General features: G+C 71.9%; 18 protein-coding genes. 14 read left to right on the forward strand and 4 right to left on the reverse strand.

The window, feature by feature from the left end; translation table 11 throughout:
* The first annotated feature begins 1 nt into the window (after position 1).
* Genes JTN19_RS12060 through JTN19_RS12070 form a run of 3 tightly spaced genes read left to right on the forward strand, consistent with a single transcriptional unit; the run spans position 2 to position 3,062 of the window.
* On the forward strand, positions 2-1,159 hold the full coding sequence (locus JTN19_RS12060; RefSeq protein ID WP_206932768.1) for a dihydrodipicolinate synthase family protein: 1,158 nt from the start codon (positions 2-4) through the stop codon (positions 1,157-1,159).
* Positions 1,160-1,208: 49 nt separating this feature from the next.
* Positions 1,209-2,036, forward strand: coding sequence for a sugar phosphate isomerase/epimerase family protein (locus JTN19_RS12065; protein ID WP_340643321.1), 828 nt, complete (start codon positions 1,209-1,211; stop codon positions 2,034-2,036).
* Between the two features lie 51 nt (positions 2,037-2,087).
* Positions 2,088-3,062, forward strand: a complete 975-nt coding sequence (locus JTN19_RS12070; protein ID WP_206932772.1) for a Bug family tripartite tricarboxylate transporter substrate binding protein — start codon at positions 2,088-2,090, stop codon at positions 3,060-3,062.
* Positions 3,063-3,118: 56 nt separating this feature from the next.
* On the opposite strand, the gene JTN19_RS12075 is transcribed toward JTN19_RS12070, so the two are convergent.
* Positions 3,119-4,546, reverse strand: a complete 1,428-nt coding sequence (locus tag JTN19_RS12075) for an enolase-like domain-containing protein (RefSeq protein ID WP_206932781.1) — start codon at positions 4,544-4,546, stop codon at positions 3,119-3,121.
* A 168-nt stretch (positions 4,547-4,714) separates the two neighbouring features.
* Between JTN19_RS12075 and JTN19_RS12080 the strand changes: the two genes are divergently transcribed.
* From JTN19_RS12080 to JTN19_RS12105, 6 genes are read left to right on the forward strand one after another with little or no spacing between them, the layout of a single operon-like run.
* On the forward strand, positions 4,715-6,223 hold the full coding sequence (locus JTN19_RS12080) for an ABC transporter substrate-binding protein (RefSeq protein ID WP_242531091.1): 1,509 nt from the start codon (positions 4,715-4,717) through the stop codon (positions 6,221-6,223).
* 10 nt (positions 6,224-6,233) lie between these two features.
* Positions 6,234-7,172 (forward strand): ABC transporter permease subunit, encoded by a 939-nt coding sequence (locus tag JTN19_RS12085; RefSeq protein WP_206932784.1) that lies wholly within the window; start codon positions 6,234-6,236, stop codon positions 7,170-7,172.
* On the forward strand, positions 7,169-8,014 hold the full coding sequence (locus JTN19_RS12090) for an ABC transporter permease (RefSeq protein ID WP_206932786.1): 846 nt from the start codon (positions 7,169-7,171) through the stop codon (positions 8,012-8,014). The genes JTN19_RS12085 and JTN19_RS12090 overlap by 4 nt, the downstream gene beginning before the upstream one ends.
* On the forward strand, positions 8,011-9,846 hold the full coding sequence (locus JTN19_RS12095; RefSeq protein ID WP_206932788.1) for a dipeptide ABC transporter ATP-binding protein: 1,836 nt from the start codon (positions 8,011-8,013) through the stop codon (positions 9,844-9,846). The genes JTN19_RS12090 and JTN19_RS12095 overlap by 4 nt, the downstream gene beginning before the upstream one ends.
* Positions 9,843-11,147 (forward strand): NAD(P)/FAD-dependent oxidoreductase, encoded by a 1,305-nt coding sequence (locus JTN19_RS12100; protein WP_206932790.1) that lies wholly within the window; start codon positions 9,843-9,845, stop codon positions 11,145-11,147. The genes JTN19_RS12095 and JTN19_RS12100 overlap by 4 nt, the downstream gene beginning before the upstream one ends.
* A gap of 42 nt (positions 11,148-11,189) precedes the next feature.
* On the forward strand, positions 11,190-12,338 hold the full coding sequence (locus JTN19_RS12105) for an FAD-dependent oxidoreductase (RefSeq protein WP_206932791.1): 1,149 nt from the start codon (positions 11,190-11,192) through the stop codon (positions 12,336-12,338).
* A 1-nt stretch (position 12,339) separates the two neighbouring features.
* Here JTN19_RS12105 and JTN19_RS12110 read toward each other — a convergent pair whose 3' ends face one another.
* Together JTN19_RS12110 and JTN19_RS12115 are read right to left on the reverse strand one after the other, a co-directional pair.
* Positions 12,340-13,623: an NAD(P)/FAD-dependent oxidoreductase gene (locus JTN19_RS12110; protein WP_206932792.1), complete on the reverse strand. Its 1,284-nt coding sequence runs from the start codon at positions 13,621-13,623 to the stop codon at positions 12,340-12,342.
* 74 nt (positions 13,624-13,697) lie between these two features.
* The gene (locus JTN19_RS12115; RefSeq protein ID WP_206932793.1) at positions 13,698-14,675 is read right to left on the reverse strand and encodes a Bug family tripartite tricarboxylate transporter substrate binding protein; all 978 of its coding nucleotides are present in this window, start codon (positions 14,673-14,675) and stop codon (positions 13,698-13,700) included.
* 236 nt (positions 14,676-14,911) lie between these two features.
* Between JTN19_RS12115 and JTN19_RS12120 the strand changes: the two genes are divergently transcribed.
* From JTN19_RS12120 to JTN19_RS12140, 5 genes are all read left to right on the forward strand, one after another.
* Entirely contained in the window at positions 14,912-15,805 is an 894-nt protein-coding gene (locus JTN19_RS12120) for an FAS1-like dehydratase domain-containing protein (protein WP_206932794.1), read from the forward strand.
* A complete protein-coding gene (locus JTN19_RS12125; protein ID WP_206932796.1) occupies positions 15,802-17,004 on the forward strand; it encodes a CaiB/BaiF CoA transferase family protein in 1,203 nt (400 codons plus the stop codon). Before JTN19_RS12120 ends, JTN19_RS12125 begins: the two co-directional genes overlap by 4 nt.
* A complete protein-coding gene (locus JTN19_RS12130; RefSeq protein WP_206932803.1) occupies positions 17,004-17,864 on the forward strand; it encodes an HpcH/HpaI aldolase/citrate lyase family protein in 861 nt (286 codons plus the stop codon). The genes JTN19_RS12125 and JTN19_RS12130 overlap by 1 nt, the downstream gene beginning before the upstream one ends.
* An 87-nt stretch (positions 17,865-17,951) precedes the next feature.
* On the forward strand, positions 17,952-18,344 hold the full coding sequence (gene crcB, locus JTN19_RS12135) for a fluoride efflux transporter CrcB (RefSeq protein ID WP_242531093.1): 393 nt from the start codon (positions 17,952-17,954) through the stop codon (positions 18,342-18,344).
* A gap of 4 nt (positions 18,345-18,348) precedes the next feature.
* Complete coding sequence (locus JTN19_RS12140; protein ID WP_206932812.1) at positions 18,349-18,759, forward strand: fluoride efflux transporter FluC; 411 nt, start codon at positions 18,349-18,351, stop codon at positions 18,757-18,759.
* Positions 18,760-18,868: 109 nt separating this feature from the next.
* On the opposite strand, the gene JTN19_RS12145 is transcribed toward JTN19_RS12140, so the two are convergent.
* Positions 18,869-19,852, reverse strand: a complete 984-nt coding sequence (locus JTN19_RS12145; protein ID WP_206932828.1) for a Bug family tripartite tricarboxylate transporter substrate binding protein — start codon at positions 19,850-19,852, stop codon at positions 18,869-18,871.
* Positions 19,853-19,912 lie beyond the last annotated feature (60 nt).

Here is a 19,912-nt window from a genome sequence, read left to right on the forward strand (position 1 = left end):
CATGTCCACGCTGACGCTGCCCACGCCCGGGGGGCTCGCCTCCTACACGCTCTCGCCGCCGCGCGAATTTCCGCGCGCCACGCCCCCCTTCCCGCGCATCGCCCTCGCCGCCGCGCATGTCGTGGCGGATCCGGTGGCCGAGCAGGACCCCTGGCTCGACGCCAAGATCGACTGGGACCGCACCATCGCCTTCCGCCGGCACCTCTGGTCACTGGGCCTGGGTGTCGCGGAAGCCATGGACACGGCGCAGCGGGGCATGGGGCTGGACTGGACGGCGGCGCAGCAGTTGATCCGCCTCAGCCTGGATGCGGCGAAGCACACGCCCGGCGCGGTGATGGCGAGCGGCGCGGGAACCGACCACCTGGCCGCCGGCCCGGACGTGACGGTGGATGACGTGATCCGCGCCTATGAGGAGCAATGCGCGGCCGTGGAGGCCATGGGCGGGCGCATCATCCTGATGGCCTCGCGCGCACTGGCCAAGGCGGCGCGCGGGCCGGACGACTATGTGCGCGTCTATGACCGCGTGCTGCGCCAGGTGCGCGAGCCCGTGATCATCCATTGGCTCGGCGAGATGTTCGACCCGGCGCTGGAGGGCTACTGGGGCCATCACGACCACATGGCCGCGATGGAGGTGGCGCTGGAGGTCATCGCCGCCCATGCCGACCGCGTGGATGGCGTGAAGATTTCCCTGCTGGACGACCAGAAAGAAATCGCGATGCGCCGCCGCCTGCCGAAAGGCGTGCGGATGTATACGGGCGATGACTTCAACTACGCCGAGCTCATCGCCGGCGACGAGCAGGGCCATTCCGACGCGCTGCTGGGCATCTTCGACCCCATCGCGCCGGCGGTGGGCGGGGCCTTGGCGGCGCTGTCGAAGAACGACCTCTCGACCTTCCACGACATCCTGGCGCCGACGGTGCCGCTGTCGCGCCACATCTTCCGGGCGCCGACGCGCTTCTACAAGACGGGCGTGGTCTTCATGGCCTGGCTGAACGGCCACCAGGAGCATTTCGTCATGGTGGGCGGGCAGCAGAGCACGCGCAGCCTGCAGCACTTCTCCGAGCTGTTCCGGCTGGCGGACCAGGCGGGGCTGCTGCGTGACCCGGAGCTGGCGGCGTCGCGCATGCGCACGCTGCTGGCGCTGCATGGGGTGGCGTGATGCGCGCGATCGTGCAGCACCGCAGCCGCGAAGCGGCGAGGAGCGGAACGTGAATCGCGCGCACAACGCCCCGCCACTGTCGCTCAACACCGTCACGGTGAAGGAGAGATGGGGCCTCGCGCAATGCATCGAGGGCTGCGCACGGCAAGGCATCCCCGGCATTTCGCCCTGGCGCGACGTGCTGCACGCCATGGGCGTGGAGGCCGCCGCGCGGCACATTCGTGACGCGGGCCTCACGGTGACGGGTCTCTGCAGGGGCGGCATGTTCCCCGCCGCCGACGCCACCGGCCACGCCGCCGCCATCGAGGACAACCGCCGCGCCATCGCCGAGGCCGCGGCCCTGGGCGCGCAATGCCTCGTCATGGTCTGCGGCGGGCTGCCACCCGGATCGAAGGACCTGCCCGGAGCGCGCGCGATGGTGCGCGATGGGCTGGAGGCCATCCTGCCCGAAGCCCGCGCGGCAGGTGTCACGCTGGCGCTGGAACCGCTGCACCCGATGACCTGCGCCGACCGCTCGGTGCTGTCCACGCTCGGCCAGGCGCTCGACCTCTGCGACGCGCTGGGCGAGGGCGTGGGGGTGGCGGTGGATGTCTACCATGTCTGGTGGGACCCGGACCTTGCCGCGCAGATGGCGCGCGCCAAGGGCCGCATCGCCGCCTTCCACGCCTGCGACTGGCTGGTGCCGACGACGGACCTCGTCTTCGACCGCGGCATGCCAGGCGACGGCGTGATCGACATCGCCGCCCTCCGCCGCATGGCGGAGGCGGCCGGCTATGCGGGCTTCACCGAGGTCGAGCTGCTCTCTCGCCGCTGGTGGGGCGAGGACCCCGAGGAGGTGCTGCGCATCATCCGGGAGCGTCACGCCGCCACCCACTGACACCACCACAGAGGCCGCGAACGGCCCGCACGCATCACAGGAGGAAACACCATGCCCGTCATCACCCGTCGCGCCACCCTTGCGCTGCCGGCCCTTATCCTGCCCGGCGCCGCGCTGGCGCAGTCCTGGACGCCCACGCGCGGAATCCGCTTCGTCGTGCCCTTCGCGGCCGGGGGTGCGACCGATGTCGTGGCCCGCGTGGTGGGCGAGCCCATGGCCGAGCAGCTGGGCCAGCCCGTGCTGGTCGAGAACCGCACCGGCGCGGGCGGCAATGTCGGCGTCGAGAACGTGGTCCGCAGCCCGGCCGATGGCTACACGCTGGTGATGGGCACCACGGGCACGCTCACCATCAACCCGCATCTCTACGCGCAGCTGGGCTTCAACCCGCTGAACGACCTGACGCCCATCGGCATGGCCTTCGCGACCGACCACGTGCTGGTGGTGAATTCCCAGGTGCCGGCGCAGACGGCGCAGGAACTGCTGGCACTGATCCGCGCGCGGCCGGGGCAGCTTTCCTATGGCTCGGGCGGCAACGGCACTTCCACACATACGGTGATGGAGCTGTTCAAGCAGGTGGCCCGGGTGGACATCCAGCACGTGCCCTATCGCGGCTCGGCGCCCGCGCTGAACGACACGGTGGCGGGCACGGTGCAGATGATGCTGGACCAGCTGCCCAGCGCCCTGCCGCAGATCCAGGGCGGGCGCGTGCGCGCGCTGGCGGTGACGGGCACGCGGCGCCACGCGGCCCTGCCCGACGTGCCCACGGTGGCCGAGATCGGCCTGCCGGGCGCCGAGGCCTCCTCCTGGGGCGCGGTGCTGGCCCCGGCCAACACGCCGGCCGCGGTGGTGCGGCGGGTGAACGCGGTGCTGAACGAGGCGCTGTCCCGGCCCGCCGTGCGCGCGCGGCTGACGCAGGTGGGCGCGGACCCGGTGAGCTCCACCCCCGAGGAACTCGCCAACTTCATGCGCGCGGAGACGGAGAAGTGGGGCCGCGTGGTGCGCGAGGCCAATATCCGGGTGAACTGAAGGCGCATCGGGCGGCCGATTCATGGCTTCGGTGCAAGGCCGAAGCCGATCGGACGCTACTGCGGCGCGGGCGGCCACTCCGCCCGCGCCATCGGGCGCATCGCCGCCACATCGGGCAGCACGGCGCTGCCCAGCCCCGGCGTGGCGAGGCTGCCGATGTCGAGCAGCCCCTCGCGAATGGCCAGCCGCGGCCCGCGCGAGGTGTCGGCGTAGAGGTCCGGATGCGCGGCGAGGAACCGCGCCGCCACCTCGCGCGGCTGGCCGTTGAAGCCGTCAATGAAGTGGTGCCCGTTTCGTTCGACATGGGTCAGCCCCAGCGCGCTGACCAACGCCAGGTCCTGCTGCACGCAGAGTCCCGAGAGGGTGGTGAGGTCCTCGCCCGAAAGGAAGTGCCGCGTGGTGCCGCCCTCGGCGTTCCAGGCGCGGCAGCGCGCCAGGTTGAGGAAGGAACGCCAGATGCCCTTGCAGCTCTTGCTCGACACGCCCGCATAGCCGAGGCCACGCGCCACCACGAAGGCATCGAGCGGCCCGTCGCTTTCATCGATGATGACGGGGCGTTCCGCGGCGAGTGCGGACATACCCGTCTCCAGCGCGCGCGCGCGCTTCACCGGCTGCTCGATGAAGAGCACCGAGGCCACCAGGCGTTGCAGGCGTGGTTCCGCCTGCATGGCACGCCACAGCGCCAGCGCGCCCTCGGCATCCTCATACTGTTCGTTGCCGTCGAGCGTGACGTGGTAGCCGTGCAACCGATCGAGCACGGAGGCGATGCGGCACAGCCTGTCGATATCGGCGCGCAGGTCGCCGCCCACCTTCAGCTTCCACCAGCCATGGCGATAGGTGGAGACGACCTCTTCCAGCGTTTCGGGCAGGCCGTCATCCACCCGCGTTTCCACATCCGCCGCCGTGATGGGGTCCACGAGGCCCACGGTGTGGCGCGCATGGATGCGGCCGGGCGCGGGGGTCGTGGCTAGCATCGCATCGGCGTCGAAGCCCGCCAGCGCGGGGTCGAGACGCGCGGGCGCGAAGCCCGTGATGCCGGCCCGCAGCCCTTCGTGAAAAGCCAGCCCCCGCAGGCGCAACAGCGCGTCCAGCGCGGCGCGGTCCACCAGGGCGCGGCCGAAGCTCGCCACCAGCGGGTTCAGCCCTTCCACGCCGCAGGCCTCGGTATGGGCGCGCGTAGACGTCGCGTAGTGGCCGAAGGCGGTGTCGGCATCAGCGCGCAACGCGCCCGACATCGCGATCTCCAGGCTGCGGCGCAGCTGGTGCTGGTTCTGCGCGTCGCTCAGCGTGGGGTCCTTGTCGAACCACTTGGCGGCCAGCGTCTCCGCCGCCATGCCCTCGCCTTCCTGGCCGTCCTCCGTGCGGATGCGCGCGCGCAGCACGGCCTGGATGCCATCGCGCACCGTGATCACGCCAAAACGGAAGGGCATGCGCAGCGTGAAGGACCATTCGAAGGCCTCGAGCGCGGTGATGCGGAATTTCATGGACGTCTCCCTGCCGCTGCTTAGCACCTCGCGCGCGGATCGCGGGAGAGTTCCCCGCAAACATTGCTTGCGGCGGGTGCGGGCGGTTTCATATGCTCCACGCATCAAGAACATAACGGGTGTTGGCTCATGGGTTGGTGGAAGGCTGCGGCGCTCGCCGCGGCGGTTATGCTCGTGCCTGCGGCGGCCTCGGCCCAGCAGACCACCTTGCGGATCGGCATCGCCTCCGCCGATGCGGGCGTGCTCGACCCGCACCTCAACTCCACCACGCCCGGGCGCGGCTTCCTGCAGCACATCTTCAGCGGGTTGGTGCGGCTGCGCCCCGGTGAGCTGAGCCCGGAGAACATGGAGCCCGACCTCGCGGAACGCTGGGAAAGCTCCGCCGATGGGCGGACCTGGACCTTCCACCTGCGCCGCGGCGCGCAATGCCATCACGGCTTCGGCGAGTTCACGGCCGAGGACGCCGTCTTCTCGCTCCGTCGCGCGGCCACGCGCGAGACCTCGGCCTTCTCCTCCGACTATACGGCCTTTGACAGCGTCGAGGCGGTGGACAGCCACACCGTCCGCATCACGCTGAAGAACAACATCCCGAGCCTGCTCGGCGTGGTCATGAACTACGCGGGCGGTTTCATGGTCTGCAAGGCGGCCGTGGAACAGATGGGCAATGAGGGCTTCCGCCGCCGGCCCATCGGGACCGGCCCCTTCGCCTTCGCTGAATACGTGCCCCAGCAATTCGGCCGCCTGACGGCGCATGAGGGATATTTCCGCGGCGCGCCGCAGATCCGCGAGATCATGTACCGTTTCGTGCCCTCCGACGCGGCGCGCGACCTGGCCTTCCAGTCGGGCGAGCTGGACATGATCTACGGCCGGCAGGATCAGAACTGGTTCACCCGCACCCGCGCCCTGCCCAATGTGCGCGTGGTGGCGATGCAGCCGGCCGAGATGTCGGTCATCCACCTCAACATGACCATGCCGCCGCTGAACGACATCCGCGTGCGCCAGGCCATCGCCCATGCGCTGAACCGCGACCAGGTGGTGCAGCTGCGCGGCCGCGACACCTCGGTGGCCGCGGAATCCGTGGTGCCTCGCGGCTACCAGGGGCATGCTGCCATGCCGCTGCCGCCGCACGACATCGCCCGCGCCCGCGCCCTGCTGGCCGAGGCCGGGCACCCCAACGGCATCACCATCCGCAGCATCCATACCACGCTGACCGGCATGATGACGGTGATGGAGGCCGCCCAGGCGCAGCTGCGCCGCGCGGGCATCACGCTCGAGATCACGCCGGTGGAACATGCGACCTTCCACCAGCAGATCCGGCAGAACCTCTCGCAAGTGGTGCATTTCCAGGCGGCGCGCTTCCCGGTGGCCGACATCTACCTGACGCAGTTCTTCCACAGCCGCTCCATCGTGCAGACGCCGACGGCCGTGACCAACTTCTCCCATTGCCGCGTGGCCGATGAGCAGATCGACGCGGCGCGCAGCGAGACCGACGCCGCCCGCCGCAACGCGCTGTGGCGCGAGGCGCAGGAACGCATCGTGGCGGAGGTCTGCGGCATCCCGATCTATGAGCAGCTGCAGCTCTGGGCCTACCGGGACAGCATCGAGCTGGGCTACGAACTGCGCGCCGCGCTGAACCTGGCCCCGCCCATCCTGCACACCACCCGCTTCACGAGGTGATGGCGGGCGCGTGAGCACCTTCATCGCGCGGCGTTGCGCCTTCGCCCTGGTCACGCTCTGGGCGGTACTGACGCTGGTCTTCTTCATCGTCCGGGTCGTTCCGGGCGATCCGGCGCAGGTGATCCTGGGCGAACAGGCGACGGCCGATGCCATCGCCGCCATGCGCACGCGGCTCGGCCTCGACCGGCCGCTGGGCGTGCAATACGTCGAATTCCTGTGGGGCGCGCTGCGGGGCGACTGGGGCGTCTCGCTCGTCACCGGGCGGCCCGTGGTGCAGGAGGTGCTGGCCGTCCTGCCCTGGACCATCGAACTCACCTTGGCGGCGCTGGTCATCGGTGCCGCGGCGGGCATTCCGCTGGGCGTCTGGGCGGCGGTGAACCGCAACCGCGCGACGGACTACGTGATCCGTCTCGCCTCGCTGCTGGGGCTGTCCTTCCCGGCCTTCGTCTCGGGCATCCTGCTGCTGATCTTCTTCGCCATCCAGCTGCGCTGGGCGCCGGTGATGTCCACCCAGGGCGGCAGCTTCTCGGCCTGGCTGGGGGCGCTGGCGCTGCCGGCCATCAACCTCGGCCTCATCATGGCGGCCTACATCACGCGCGTCACGCGCTCGGCCATGCTGGAGGTGCTGGGCGAGGATTATGTCCGCACCGCCCGCGCCAAGGGCGTGCCCTGGCGGGCGGTGGTGTGGCGCCATGCGCTGCGCAACGCGCTGATCCCCATCATCACCATCGTGGGGCTCTATCTCGGCGTGCTAATCGGCAACTCGGTGCTGACCGAGATCGTCTTCAACCGTCCGGGCCTTGGGAAGCTGATCGTGGGGGCCTTGAACCAGCGCGACTACACGCTGCTGCAGGGGATGATGGTGATCTACACCTTCGTCGTCATCATCGTGAATCTGCTGACCGACCTCGCCTATGGGGCGGCTGACCCACGGGTGAAGCTGAAATGACGGCCACCGCAACCCTGCTGCGCGCCTTCAACACCAACAAAACCAGTTGGGCGGGGCTGATCGTCCTGCTGGCGGTGGTAGCGCTGGCGGCGCTGGCGCCCTGGATCGCGCCGCACGACCCGATCGAGCAGGACATCTTCGCCCGCCTCGAAGGCCCCTCCGCCACCTACCCGCTGGGCACGGACCAGTTCGGGCGCTGCATCCTGTCGCGGCTGCTGCACGGGGCGCGCTACAGCCTGTTCATCGGCATCGCCTCCACGCTGGCGGCCATGCTGGTGGGTTCGCTCATCGGCATGCTGGCGGGCTGGTATGGTGGGCGGTTCGACGTGGTAGTCATGCAGGCCATGGACGTGCTGCTGGCCTTCCCCGCGCTGATCCTGGGGCTGATCCTGGTCGCGATGCTGGGACCGACGCTGCCCAACATCATCCTAGCCATCGCCGCCACCTCGGTGCCCGCCTTCGCGCGCATCGCGCGCGCGCCCACCATCGCGGTGAAGGAACGCGAATATGTGGAGGCCTGCCGCGCGCTGGGCTACTCCGACGCGCGCATCCTCTTCCTGCATATCCTGCCCAATATCTTCGCGGAAATCCTGGTCATGTCCTCGCTGTGGCTGGCCAGCGCCATCCGCACCGAGGCCTCGCTCGCCTTCATCGGCCTGGGCTTGCGCCCGCCCATCCCGACCTGGGGCGGCATGATCCGCGAGGGGTTCGAGAACATCCTGGACAGCTATTGGCTGGCCATGGCGCCGGGTGTGGCCATCCTGGTCGTCGTCTTCGCGCTGAACCTTCTGGGCGACGGGCTGCGCGACGCGGTGGACCCGAAGCTGAAGGGCGAGTCGTGACCACGCCCGTCCTCGCCATCGAGAACCTCACCGTCAGTTTCCGCGCCGATGGCGAGTGGCGCCCCGTGGTGCAAGACCTCTCCTTCACGGTGGGGGAGCGCGAGACGCTGGCCGTGGTGGGCGAGAGCGGCAGCGGCAAGAGCGTCACGGCGCTTTCCGTCATGCGGCTGCTGCCGCCCGCGCAATCCCGCGTGGAGGGGCGCATCGCGCTCGACGGCCGCGACTTGCCGCCGCTGCCCGAGCACGAGATGCGGCGCGTGCGCGGCAATGAGATCGCGATGATCTTCCAGGAGCCCATGACCAGCCTGAACCCCGTGCTGACCGTGGGTTTCCAGGTGGCCGAGGCGCTGATCTACCATCGCGGCCTGGGCCGCGCGGCGGCCGAGGCGGAGGCGCTGCGCCTCTTCGACCGCGTGCGCATCCCCGCCGCGCAGTCGCGCTTCCACGAATACCCGCACCGCTTCTCGGGCGGCATGCGCCAGCGCGTGATGATCGCCATGGCGCTGGCGTGCCGCCCCCGCCTGCTCATTGCGGATGAGCCGACCACCGCGCTCGACGTCACCATCCAGGCGCAGATCCTGGAACTGGTGAAGATGCTGCAGGAGGAGGAGGGCATGTCCGTCCTCTTCATCACGCATGACATGGGCGTGGTGGCCGAAATCGCGGACCGCGTGGTGGTCATGCACCGCGGCCGCGCCGTCGAGCAGGGGGAGACCACGCGCCTCTTCACCCAGGCCCAGGCCCCCTACACCCGCGCGCTGCTGGCCGCCGTGCCGCGCCTGGGTTCCATGGAGGGTCAGTCGCGCCCGCTGCGCTTCCCGGTGGTGGACACCGCCACCGGCGAAAGCGACACCCCCTCCCCCACGCCCGATACCGTGGACGCGGCGGAACGGCCGTTGTTGGAGGTGGCGGGCCTCGTCACGCGCTTCGACATGCGCTCGGGCCTGCTCTCGCGCGTCACCGGTCGCGTCCATGCGGTCGAGGATGTGTCCTTCGCGCTGCGTAAGGGCGAGACGCTGGCGCTGGTGGGCGAGAGCGGCTGCGGCAAGAGCACCACGGGCCGCTCCATCCTGCGCCTGGTGCCGCCCTCGGGCGGGCGTATCCTGTTCGAGGGGACCGACATCGCCACACTCGACCGGCGCGGCCTGGTGGCCATGCGCCGGCGCATGCAGATGATCTTCCAGGACCCCTTCGCCTCGCTCAACCCGCGCAAGCGCGTGGGCGCGGCCCTGGCCGAGCCCATCGTGGTGCATGGCCTCGCGGGCCGCGAGGAGGCGCGCGCGCGCGTGGCCGAATTGCTGCGCCGGGTGGGGCTCGATCCCGCGATGGCCGAGCGCTTCCCCCATGAATTCTCGGGCGGCCAGCGGCAGCGCCTGTGCATTGCCCGCGCGCTGGCGCTGGAACCGCGGCTGATCGTGGCGGATGAGGCGGTCTCCGCGCTCGATGTCTCGGTGAAGGCGCAGGTGCTGAACCTGATGCTGGATTTGCAGGCGGAACTGGGCCTCGCCTACCTCTTCATCTCGCACGACATCGCGGTGGTGGAGCGGGTGAGCCACCGGGTCGCCGTGATGTATATGGGCGAGATCGTGGAGATCGGCCCGCGTGCCGCCATCTTCGGCGATGCGCGCCACCCCTATACGCGCCGCCTCATGGCCGCCGTGCCGGTGCCGGACCCAAGCCGCGGGCGCATCCGGCGGGGGCTGGATGCGGATGAGATCCGCTCGCCCATCCGCGCGCCGGACTATGTGGCGCCGCCGCGCCGCTACACCGAGGTCTCGCCCGGCCATGTGGTGCAGGATTGGGGCACGGAGTGGGAAAGGACGCCCGCATGAGCGCCGCGCTGGACCTCTCCGCGCTGCAGGAGGCGCCCTATTGGTGGGAGGAAGCCCCGCGCGAGGCGCCGGACGACGCGCCCCTGCCCGAAGCCGCCGATGTGGTGGTGGTGGGCGCGGGCTACGCCGGGCTGTCCGCCGCCCTCACCCTGGCCCGCGCCGGGCGCAAGGTGCTGGTGCTGGACGCCGAGGCCGCGGGCTTCGGCGGGTCGAGCCGTTCGGGCGGGATGGTCGGCCACGGCCATCGCCTCAGCTACTCAGCCCTCATCGCCCGCCACGGCCGGCCCAAGGCCCAGGCGCTGATCCGCGAGGGCATGGCCGCGCTGGACTTCGCCACGGGGCTGATCACGCGCGAGGGAATAGACGCCCGCTTCCGCCGCGTCGGCCGTTTCCGCGGCGCCGCCACCCCCGCCGACTACGAGATTCTGGCGCGCGAGGCGGAGCTGCTGGCGCGCGAAGTGGGCCTTCCCGTCGAGGTGGTGCCGCGCGCCGAACAGCATCGCGAGATCGCGTCCGACCTCTACCATGGCGGGCTGCTCTTCCCCACGCATGGCGGGCTGCACCCGGCGCTGTTCCACCAGGGGCTGCTGGCCGTGGCGCGGGCGGCGGGCGCACGGGTGGTGGGGCATACGCCCGCGCTGTCCATCGCGCGCGAGGGCGCAGGGCATATGGTCCGCACGCCGCGCGGGGCGGTGCGCGCGGGGGCGGTGCTGGTCGCCACCAATGGCTATTCCGGCGCGCGGCCCGCCCCCGCCGTGGCGCGGCGCGTGGTGGCCCTGCCCTCCTTCCTGATCGCCACCGAAAGGCTGGGCGCCAACCGCGTCGGCGCGCTGATTCCGAACGGGCGGATGCTGGTGGAGACGGCGTCCTCGCACCTCTATTTCCGCCCCTCGCCCGATGGCGAGCGCATCATCCTGGGCGGCCGCGCGGCGCTGCACCCCATCCCGCTGCGCCAGGCCGCGGCGCGGCTGGGCGGGCATCTGCAGCGCGTCTTCCCGGGCCTCGGCCCGCTGCGGCTCGACCATGCCTGGACGGGCAACGTGGCCATGACGCGCAGCGACCTGCCGGGCATCGGCCAGGATGCCGAGGGGGTCTGGTACGCCGTGGGCTGCAATGGCTCGGGCGTGGCGCTCATGCCCTATCTGGGCCACAAGGCGGCGCTGCAAATGCTGGGCGAGGCCGAGGGCGCCACCGCCTTCGACGATGTGCCCAGCGGCAGCACGCCCTTCCTCTTCGCCCGCCCCCTGCTGCGCCGCGCGCTCAGCGCCTGGTGGCAGGCGCGCGACATGCTGGGGCGCTGACGATGGAAAGCTTCGACGCGGTGGTGCTGGGGGGGCGGCGCCGTGGGCTGCGCCACGCTGTTCCACCTGGCGCGGCTCGGCTGCCGGCGTGTGCTGCTGCTGGAGCGAGGCGACATCGCGGGCGGCACCACGGCGCAATCCTCGGGCATTCTCCGCACCTACTACTCGGTGCGGCCCAATGTGGCGGTGGCGCGGGCGGCACTGGCCATGTTCCAGGACTTCCCGGCCCTCCTCGAAGATGAGGAGGCCGATTGCGGCCTCGTCCGCACCGGCTACCTAGCCGTGGCGCCCCAGGGCAAGGCGGCGGAAGCCCTGGGCCGGACCATCGCGGCGCAACAGGAACTGGGCATCGCGGCGCGGCTGGTGGACCATGCCGAGGCGCGGGCCATTCACCCCTGGCTCGACCTCTCGGACATCGCGCTCTGCGGGTATGAGGAGGAGGCGGGCTTCGCCGACCCCTACATGACCGCCCAGGCCTTCGCCCGCGCCGCGCGCCGCCAGGGCGCGGTGATCCGCCAGGGCACGCCCGTGCTGGGGCTGCTGCGCGAGGGCGGGCGGGTGCGCGGCGTCCGCACCGCGGCGGGCGACATCGCCGCGGGCGTGGTGGTCAGCACGCTGAATGTCTGGAGCCCGCTGCTGCGCGGCTGGGCGGAGGCGGAGATTCCCTGCCACGCCTCCCGCCACCTGGTCGCGAGCTTCGCGGCCGATGCGCCCTATACGAGGGCGCTGCCGGTGCTGAAGGATTTCGCCTCGCCGCTGATGCTCTACAGCCGCCCCCATGCGGGCGCGGAAATCCTGGTGGGCGCCGGCGATGCGGGCGACGAGGTGGCCGACCCCGATGGCGGCACCGGCGACATCCCGATGGATTGGGTGGCGGAGGTGGGCGCGCAGCTTGCCCACCGCATGCCGCGCTTCGCGGAGCATGGGCGCTTCGTGCGCGCCTGGGCGGGGCTCTATGACACCACGCCCGACTGGAACCCGGTGCTGGGCCCGCTGCCCGGCATTAAGGGGCTGCTGGTGGCTTTCGGGTTCAGCGGGCATGGGTTCAAGCTCTCGCCCATGGTGGGGCGCATGCTGGCCCAGGCGGCGCTGGGCCTCGTGCCCGACCTGCCTCTCGATCCCTATCGCGCCACGCGCTTCGCCGAGGGGGCGCCGCTGCGGGGTGCCTTCGGCAGCGGGGCGGTGTCCTGACCTACAGCCCCAGCCGGTCCAGCACGCGCCCCTGCCAGACGCGGGCGGCCACGCCCAGCTTCCAGAAGCCATGGAAGGGCATCGGCTTGATGGAGGTGATGGGCATGTCCACCTCCTGCCCCCTCAGCCGCCGCGCGATCTGCGCGCCCATCGCGGTCGCCATCGCCACGCCGCGGCCATTGTAGCCGAGTGCGGCGACCAGCCCGGGCGCGGGCTCATGCAGATGCGGGTAGTGGTCGGCGGTGATGGCGAGCTGCCCGTTCCAGCCATGGGTCCATTCCACCCCGTGCAGCGCGGGCCAGAGCTTCGCCGCGTAATCGGCCAGGTAGCGGATCGCCTCGGGCCCCGGCAGCGGCCGCTGCGGTCCGCGCCCGCCGATCACCAGCCGGTTCTGCCGGTCCATGCGGTAGTAGGTGGTGATGCGCCCGGCCTCATAGAGCGAGGCACGCCGCGGCATGATGCCGCGGGCCACCTCCTCGGCCAGCGGCTCTGTCGCGAGGATGGAGCTGAACACGGGCACCACGCTGCGCCGCAGCCCGGGCCAGAGGTCATCGGTGTAGCCGTTGGTGGCCAGCACCACCTGCCCCGCCTGCACCGCGCCGCTTGGCGTCTCGACGCGCCAACCCTCGCCGGCGCGAGAGAGCTTCACGGCGGGGCTGCCGCCATGCACCCGCGCCCCCTGTCCCATGGCCGCCCGCGCCAGCCCGCGCGCATAGGAGAGCGGCTGCACGTCGCCGCCGCGCGCGTCCAGCATGGCGGCGGTGTAGCGCGGGGTGCCGGTGAGCGCCGCCGTTTCCGACGCGTCCAGGAAGGTGACGGGCCAGCCGCGACGCGCGCCCTGCTCGGCGCTGTGCCGCACCTCCTCCGCCGCGCGGGCGCCGATGGCGGCGCGCAGCGTGCCCTCCTGCCGCGCCTCGCAGGGGATCTGGTGGCGGCGGACCAGGGCGAAGAGCGCATCGGGCGCGCCATAGGCCAGCGCCAGCATCCGCCCGCCAAGATCGGGGCCGAAGTCGCGCTCCACCACGTCGGGGTCGTGCTTCAGGCCGGGGTTCACCTGGCCGCCATTGCGGCCGGAGGCGCCCCAGCCAGGCTCCTGCGCCTCCAGCACGATGACGGAGGCGCCCGCCTCGGCCAGGTGCAGCGCGGCGGAGAGGCCGGTGAAGCCGCCGCCGATGACGCAGACATCCGCCCGCGCCTCGCCCTCCAGCGGCGGCATGTCCGGCGCGGGGATCGCCGTCTCGGCATAGAGGCTGGGGGGCAGCGGGCGCCGGGTGTGGGGGGGCATGGTGGGTCTCCGGGGCCGGCAAGCTTGCCCCGCCCGCCCCCGCTGTCAACGCGCCCGGCCCCGGCGCCGCGCCGTCACTCGATGCGGATATTCGCCCGCTGGATCACGTCGCTGAACACCTCGCGCTGCGCGCGCAGCGTGTCGGCGAAAGCCTCGGTGTCGCGATAGGTGGGCTCCACCCCGGCCGCGGCCATCCGCTGCACCAGGGTCTCGTTCCGCATCACGTCGCGCATGGCGTCGGCGAGGCGCGTGATGATCGGCGCCGGCGTGCGCGCAGGCACCATGAGGCCGAGCCAGGCGCCGAGGTCCAGCCCCTCCAGACCCGCCACGCGCGAGAGCGGCGGCACATCGGGCGCCAGCGCGCTGCCGTTGAGCAGGGAGATGCCCAGCGAGCGGAGGTTGGCCGAGCGGATCACCGGCTGGGTGGCGGCCAGCGTCTCCACCACATAGTCCACATGCCCGCCCGCCACCGCGGCCACGCCCGCCGCGCTGCCGGTGAAGGGCACATGCGTGACCTCGAAGCCCAGGCGGCGATTGATGGCCTCCGACACCAGATGCGCCGTGGCGCCCGCGCCGGAGGAGGCGAAGGTGTACCGCCCGGGCGCCGCCCGCACCGCCGCGATGAATTCGTCCATGTTGGTCGCCGGGAAGCCCGGCCGCGTCACCAGCAGGTAGGGCGAGTTGCCGGCCATGGCGACGGGGGCCAGGTCACGCTCCGCGTCGAAGGGCAGGCGTCGCAGCAGGGGTGCGACGCTGACCGGGCCGGATGAGGCCGCGAGCAAGGTGTGCCCGTCGGGCGCGGCCTTGGCCACATTGTCCGTGCCGATGGTGCCGCCCGCGCCGGCGCGGTTGTCCGGCACCACGGGCTGCCCCAGCAGCGGCGTCAGCCCCTCCGCGATCAGCCGGCCGATGATGTCGGTCGCCTGCCCCGCAGGCCAGGGAATGACAAGACGGATGGGCCGGGCGGGATAGGCCTGCGCGACCGCGAGGCGCGGGGCGGCCAGGGAGAGGGGCGCAAGCGCGACCGCGCGCAGCAAACTCCTGCGTTGCATGAACTTCTCCTCCATGCGCCGCGCCTGCATGGGCGGGGCGTCCTTCGCGCCGTGCTCCGGCGCGGGGGAAGTCTAGGCGCCGCGTGACGCCCGCCGGAAGTGTCATGCGGTTGACGGGGGGCGGGGCCAGGGGGAAGCTGGCCGCAAGATGCCCGGGGAAACGGTCCGCCTCGCATGATGGAGAGCGCGCCACGGCGGTGAGCTTCCAGCCCCGCGCGGCAACGCCCGGAGCCGCCATGGAGGACGCTGACGTGAACACCAGTGAGGACTTCGCCACGCAGGTCGCCCGTGTGCGCGAGGAATGGCTCGGCCGCAGCTGGACCATCGAGGATGACGTCACACCCGCCGTGATGCGCCGCATCGCCGCCATGCTGGACATGAACCCCAATGCCTTCCCGCGCGGGGCGGAGGTGCCGGCGCATTGGTTCAGCCTCTTCTGCGCCGAGAGCGCGCGGCAGGGCGAGATCGGCGCCGATGGCCACCCCGAGCCCGGCGTGGTGCTGCCGCCCATCCCCCTGCCCCGCCGCATGGGCGCGGGGCGGCGCGTGCAGCTGCACGGCGGCTTCCGCGTGGGCGAGGTGCTGACCAAGCGCGCCGAGGTGGCCGTGATCGAGCCCAAGCAGGCGCGCACCGGCACGATCTGCGTGCTGACCATGCGCCACACCTTCTCCGTGGGCGACCGCCCCGTGGCGGTGGATGAGTTCGACGCGCTCTACCGCGAGGCGGTGGCGCCCGGCGCGGCCTCGCCCGTCAATGCCGGCCAGCCCGCGCCGACCGATGCCGCCTGGAGCCAGCAACAGCACCTGCCGAGCACGCTGGTGTTCCGCTATTCCGCCATCACCTGGAACGCGCACCGCATCCATTACGACGCGGATTATGCGCGCGAGGTCGAGGGCTATCCCGCCTTGGTGCAGAATGGCGGGCTGACCATGCAGCTGCTGCTGGACGCCGCCATGGCGCGCGCCGATGGCCGACGGCTCGCTTCCTTCACCGCGCGGCTGACGCGCCCCATCTCGGTGGGCGACACCGTGACGCTGGCGGGCGCCGCGGTGAGCGGCGACGGCATGTCGGCCTGGGTGGCCGACCAGGGCGGCGCCCTCTGCGCGCAGATGGAGCTGCGCTTCGCATGAGCGGCCCGCTCGACGGCGTGCGCGTGGTGGACCTGACCACCGTGGTCGTCGGCCCCATCGCCACGCGCACCCTGGCGGACCAGGGGGCGGAGGTCATCAAGGTGGAGGCGCCCGGTGGGGACATCCTGCGCTACCTCGCCGCCGGCAGCCGCTCACCGGCCATGAGCGGCAAGTTCATCAACTTCAACCGCAACAAGCGCAGCATCGGCCTCGACATCAAGCAGCCCGAGGGCGCGGCGGCGCTGCGCGCGCTGCTGGCGCAGGCGGATGTCTTCGTGACCAATGTCCGGCCCGCGGGGCTGGAGCGCGCGGGGCTGGATTACGCCACGCTCTCGGCGCTGAACCCGCGGCTGATCCATTGCTCCATCCAGGCCTTCGGCCGCGGCGGGCCCTATTTCAACCGGCCGGCCTATGACCCCGTGATCCAGTCGCTCTCCGGCGTGGCGGGCGCCTTCGAGCGGTCCACGGGTGAGCCGCGCTTCGTGCCCATGGTGATGACGGACCACATCGCGGGGCTGATCGCGGCGCAATGCGTGGGCTTCGCGCTGTACCGCCGCGAGCGCACGGATATGGGCGAAGCGATCGAGGTGCCCATGTTCGAGAACATGGCGAGTTTCGTGGCGAGCGAGCATCTGGGTGCGGCCACCTTCGAACCCGCCCTCGGCCCCGCCGGCGATGAGCGGCTGCTTAGCCCCTATTACCGCCCGCTGCCGACGAAGGACGGCTTCATCACCGCCCACCCGAACGACAACCGCCAGGCCTTCGCCTTCTTCGCCGCCATTGGGAAACCGGAGCTGCGGGACGACCCGCGCTTCAACACCCCCAAGGCGCGCAGCGAGAACGCCGCTGCCTTCTTCGAACTGCGCGCCGAAGCGCTGCGCGAGAAGACCACCGCCGAATGGCTCGACATCCTCGCCGCCGCCGACGTGCCTGCCGCGCGCTACAACCGCATCGAGGATCTGCTGGAAGACCCGCATCTGGCCGAGGTCGGCTTCTGGGAGCAGGACGACCACCCGACCGAGGGCCGCATCCGCCGCACGCGCATCCCGAACCGCTTCAGCGGCGGCATGCGCGAGGAGACCATCCCCGCCCCGCGCCTCGGCCGCGACACGGCCGACATCCTGCGCGAACTGGGCCATGACGAGGAGAGCATCGCGACCATGATGAAGACCGGCGCCGCCTTCGGCGAGGAGGCGTGATGCCCGCGCCCAACTGGCGTTCCCTCCTCTTCGTGCCCGTCACGGCGGAGAAGTTCGTGGCGCGCGCGCACACGCGCGGCGCGGATGTCATCATCCTCGATTTGGAGGACAGCATCCCGCCCGATGGCAAGGACGCGGCCCGCGCCGCCCTGCCCGCTGCCGCGCGCCAGGTGCGCGGCGGCGGCGTGGAGGTCTGCGTGCGGATCAACCGCCCGCTGGAACTGGCCATCCCCGACATCCAGGCCGCCGTGATGCCCGAGGTGACGGCGCTGATGCTGCCCAAGGCCATGGGGCCCGAGCATGTGCGCCTGCTGGCCGAGGTGGTCGCGGCGCGCGAGGCCGCGCTGGGCCTGCCGGACGGCCACACCCGCCTGCTCCCGGTGGTGGAGACGGCGGAATCCCTGCCGCGGCTGCCCGCCATCGCGCGCGCCACACCGCGCGTGGCGGCCATCGGCGTGGGCGCGGAGGACCTTTGCACCGAGCTGGAGGCGGAGCCGGGCGCCGACGCGCTCTACGCCTTCGGCATGCAAGTGGTGGCGGCGGCGCGCGCGGCGGGCGTGCTGCCCATGGGCTCCGTCGGCCCCTTCGCGGATTTCTCCGACCTTGAGGCCTATCGCGCCTCGCTGCGGCGGTCGCGCCGGCTGGGCTTTGGCTGCGCGGCCTGCATCCACCCCTCGCAGGTGGCGCCGATCAACGAGGAATACGGCCCCTCGCCCGCCGAGGTGGAGCGCGCGCAGCGTCTGATCGCGGCCTTCGACGCCGCGATCGCGGAGGGCAAGGGCGCCGTGGCCTTCGAGGGGCAGATGATCGACCTGCCGGTGGTGGACCGCGCGCGGAAGGTGCTGGCGCGGGCACGATAAGCGGCCCGTCACTTCCGGCGCAGGCCGAAAGGGTGCAAGCGTCAGGGTCATCATGCGCCATCCGCCACCCGCCCCGGTCATCGCGGGATGATCGGCGTTCTCCTCGTCGCCCTCGGCGGCGCCTTCGGGGCCTGCGCGCGCTTCTGGCTCTCCGGCGTCATCGCCCGCCGCATGGGCGAGACCTTCCCCTGGGGCACGCTGGTGGTGAATGTCAGCGGCGCGGCGATGATCGGGCTGCTGGCCGCGGGCGTCCTGCACGTGGAGGGCGTGGCGGAGGGCTGGCGCGAGACCTGGCTGCTGCTCGTGGTGGGCGGGCTGGGCAGCTACACCACCGTCTCCTCCTTCAGCCTGCAGACCCTGGCCCTCTGGCGCGCCGGCGACAGCGCGCGGGCGGCGGGGAATGTCCTGGGCTCGCTCGGCCTGTGCCTCGCGGCGGCCCTGGCCGGTCACCGGGCCGGGCTGCTTCTGTTCGGGGCCTGAGCGGATGGCGCCGGGCACCCGCCTCTACCTCGCCATCGCGCTGGGCGGCGCGCTGGGTTCGGTGGCGCGCTATCTGTGCGCCCTGGCCGGGATCGCGCTGCTGGGGCCGGATTTTCCCTTCGCGACGCTGGGCGTGAACGTCGCCGGCTCCTTCCTGATCGGCCTTTACGCCGCGCTGACCGGGCCCGATGGCCGCCTCTTTGCGACGCCCGCCATGCGCCACGGCGTGATGGCGGGGTTCTGTGGCGGCTTCACCACCTTCTCGGTCTTCAGCCTGGAGAGCATCCGGCTGCTCGATGCGGGCGAATGGGCGCTCGCCCTGGGCTATGTGGGCCTCTCCGCCGCGATCTGGCTGCCCGCGGCCTGGCTCGGTGACCGCCTGGGCCGACGGCTGAACCGCCCTCCAGGAAGCTGACCCTGGCGGCGGACGCACCGCCGCCTGTCTCCAGCGCGTCTTCATCGGCGAGAGCGACGAAGACCAGGGCGGCCCGCCACTCGGGGCCGGCCCAGGCTCACGCGGCGCACTACGTCGGCTGCACCCCCGCCGCCCGCAGCAACCGCGTGTAGTTTTCCATGCCGGACTGCACCAGCGCCATCACCTGCGCGCTGGTTTCGTAGCCGGGGCGGGCCGTGACGCCGGTCATGTCGTTCACCCGTTCGGCGCTGCGGTGGATGGCCTGGCGGAAGGCCTCGCTCAAGGCGGCCAGCGCGGCCGGCGGCGTGCGCTTGGGCGCCAGGATCGGGAAGAACTCCTCATGGATCACGCCCGGCATGCCCGCCTGCGGGGCGCTGGGCACGCCCGGCAGGGCGGGGCTGGGTTCCTCCGCCAGCACGGCCAGCGCGCGCAGGGCGCCGCCGCGCACCTGCGCGATGGCGGAGGCCATGGTGGGCGTGCCGAAATGCGCCTCGCCCGAGACCAGCGCCGCGATGCCGGGGCCGCCGCCGCGGTAATGCACCGTCTCGGCCTGCACGTTCATCCGCGCCATCAGCACCAGGCCGCCGATATGCGGGCCGCTGCCCGGTCCGGCCGAGGCATAGTTCAGCCGCCCGGGATTGGCGCGCAGCAGGGCCAGGAATTCCTGGGCCGTGCGCGCCTGCACGGCGGCATTGACCACCAGCAGGTGCGGCGAGAATCCCGCCACCGCCACCCCCTCGAAATCGCCCATGGTGTCGTAGGGCAGGTTGGCGACGACGGCCGGCAGCGTGGCGAGGGAGCTGTTGATCAGCACCGTGTGCCCGTCCGCGGGCGCACGCGCCGCCGCCTCGGTGCCGATGACGCTGCCCGCGCCGGCGCGGTTCTCGATCAGCACGGGCTGGCCCAGGATCTGGCTCGCGGGCTCCGCGATGATGCGGGCCAGGATGTCGTTGGAGCCACCGGGTGCCGCGGGCACGATCAGGCGCACGGGCCGCGTCGGCCGCCAGCCGGAATTGCCCTGGGCCTTCACGAGGGCGGGCGCCGTGAGGCCCGCCAGCGTAAGGGCAAGGGTTGAGCGGCGATGGAACTTCATGGACGTCTCCCCAGTCATGGCTTCGGCGTGATCGCCGTGCCTTGGTCTTGAACCGGATGA

It is taken from the genome of Roseococcus thiosulfatophilus, from assembly GCF_017311575.1.
In the GTDB taxonomy this organism is placed as follows: domain Bacteria; phylum Pseudomonadota; class Alphaproteobacteria; order Acetobacterales; family Acetobacteraceae; genus Roseococcus; species Roseococcus thiosulfatophilus.

Excerpts from the sequence above, each read along its gene's own strand:
- JTN19_RS12130 (WP_206932803.1), top strand. The coding sequence starts at position 17,004 with ATGCCCGCGCCCAACTGGCGTTCCCTCCTCTTCGTGCCCGTCACGGCG.
- JTN19_RS12115 (WP_206932793.1), bottom strand. The coding sequence starts at position 14,675 with ATGCAACGCAGGAGTTTGCTGCGCGCGGTCGCGCTTGCGCCCCTCTCC.
- JTN19_RS12140 (WP_206932812.1), top strand. The coding sequence starts at position 18,349 with ATGGCGCCGGGCACCCGCCTCTACCTCGCCATCGCGCTGGGCGGCGCG.
- JTN19_RS12075 (WP_206932781.1), bottom strand. The coding sequence starts at position 4,546 with ATGAAATTCCGCATCACCGCGCTCGAGGCCTTCGAATGGTCCTTCACG.
- JTN19_RS12080 (WP_242531091.1), top strand. The coding sequence starts at position 4,715 with ATGCTCGTGCCTGCGGCGGCCTCGGCCCAGCAGACCACCTTGCGGATC.
- JTN19_RS12110 (WP_206932792.1), bottom strand. The coding sequence starts at position 13,623 with ATGCCCCCCCACACCCGGCGCCCGCTGCCCCCCAGCCTCTATGCCGAG.
- JTN19_RS12125 (WP_206932796.1), top strand. The coding sequence starts at position 15,802 with ATGAGCGGCCCGCTCGACGGCGTGCGCGTGGTGGACCTGACCACCGTG.
- JTN19_RS12070 (WP_206932772.1), top strand. The coding sequence starts at position 2,088 with ATGCCCGTCATCACCCGTCGCGCCACCCTTGCGCTGCCGGCCCTTATC.
- JTN19_RS12060 (WP_206932768.1), top strand. The coding sequence starts at position 2 with ATGTCCACGCTGACGCTGCCCACGCCCGGGGGGCTCGCCTCCTACACG.
- JTN19_RS12120 (WP_206932794.1), top strand. The coding sequence starts at position 14,912 with ATGGAGGACGCTGACGTGAACACCAGTGAGGACTTCGCCACGCAGGTC.
- JTN19_RS12145 (WP_206932828.1), bottom strand. The coding sequence starts at position 19,852 with ATGAAGTTCCATCGCCGCTCAACCCTTGCCCTTACGCTGGCGGGCCTC.
- crcB (WP_242531093.1), top strand. The coding sequence starts at position 17,952 with ATGATCGGCGTTCTCCTCGTCGCCCTCGGCGGCGCCTTCGGGGCCTGC.
- JTN19_RS12090 (WP_206932786.1), top strand. The coding sequence starts at position 7,169 with ATGACGGCCACCGCAACCCTGCTGCGCGCCTTCAACACCAACAAAACC.
- JTN19_RS12100 (WP_206932790.1), top strand. The coding sequence starts at position 9,843 with ATGAGCGCCGCGCTGGACCTCTCCGCGCTGCAGGAGGCGCCCTATTGG.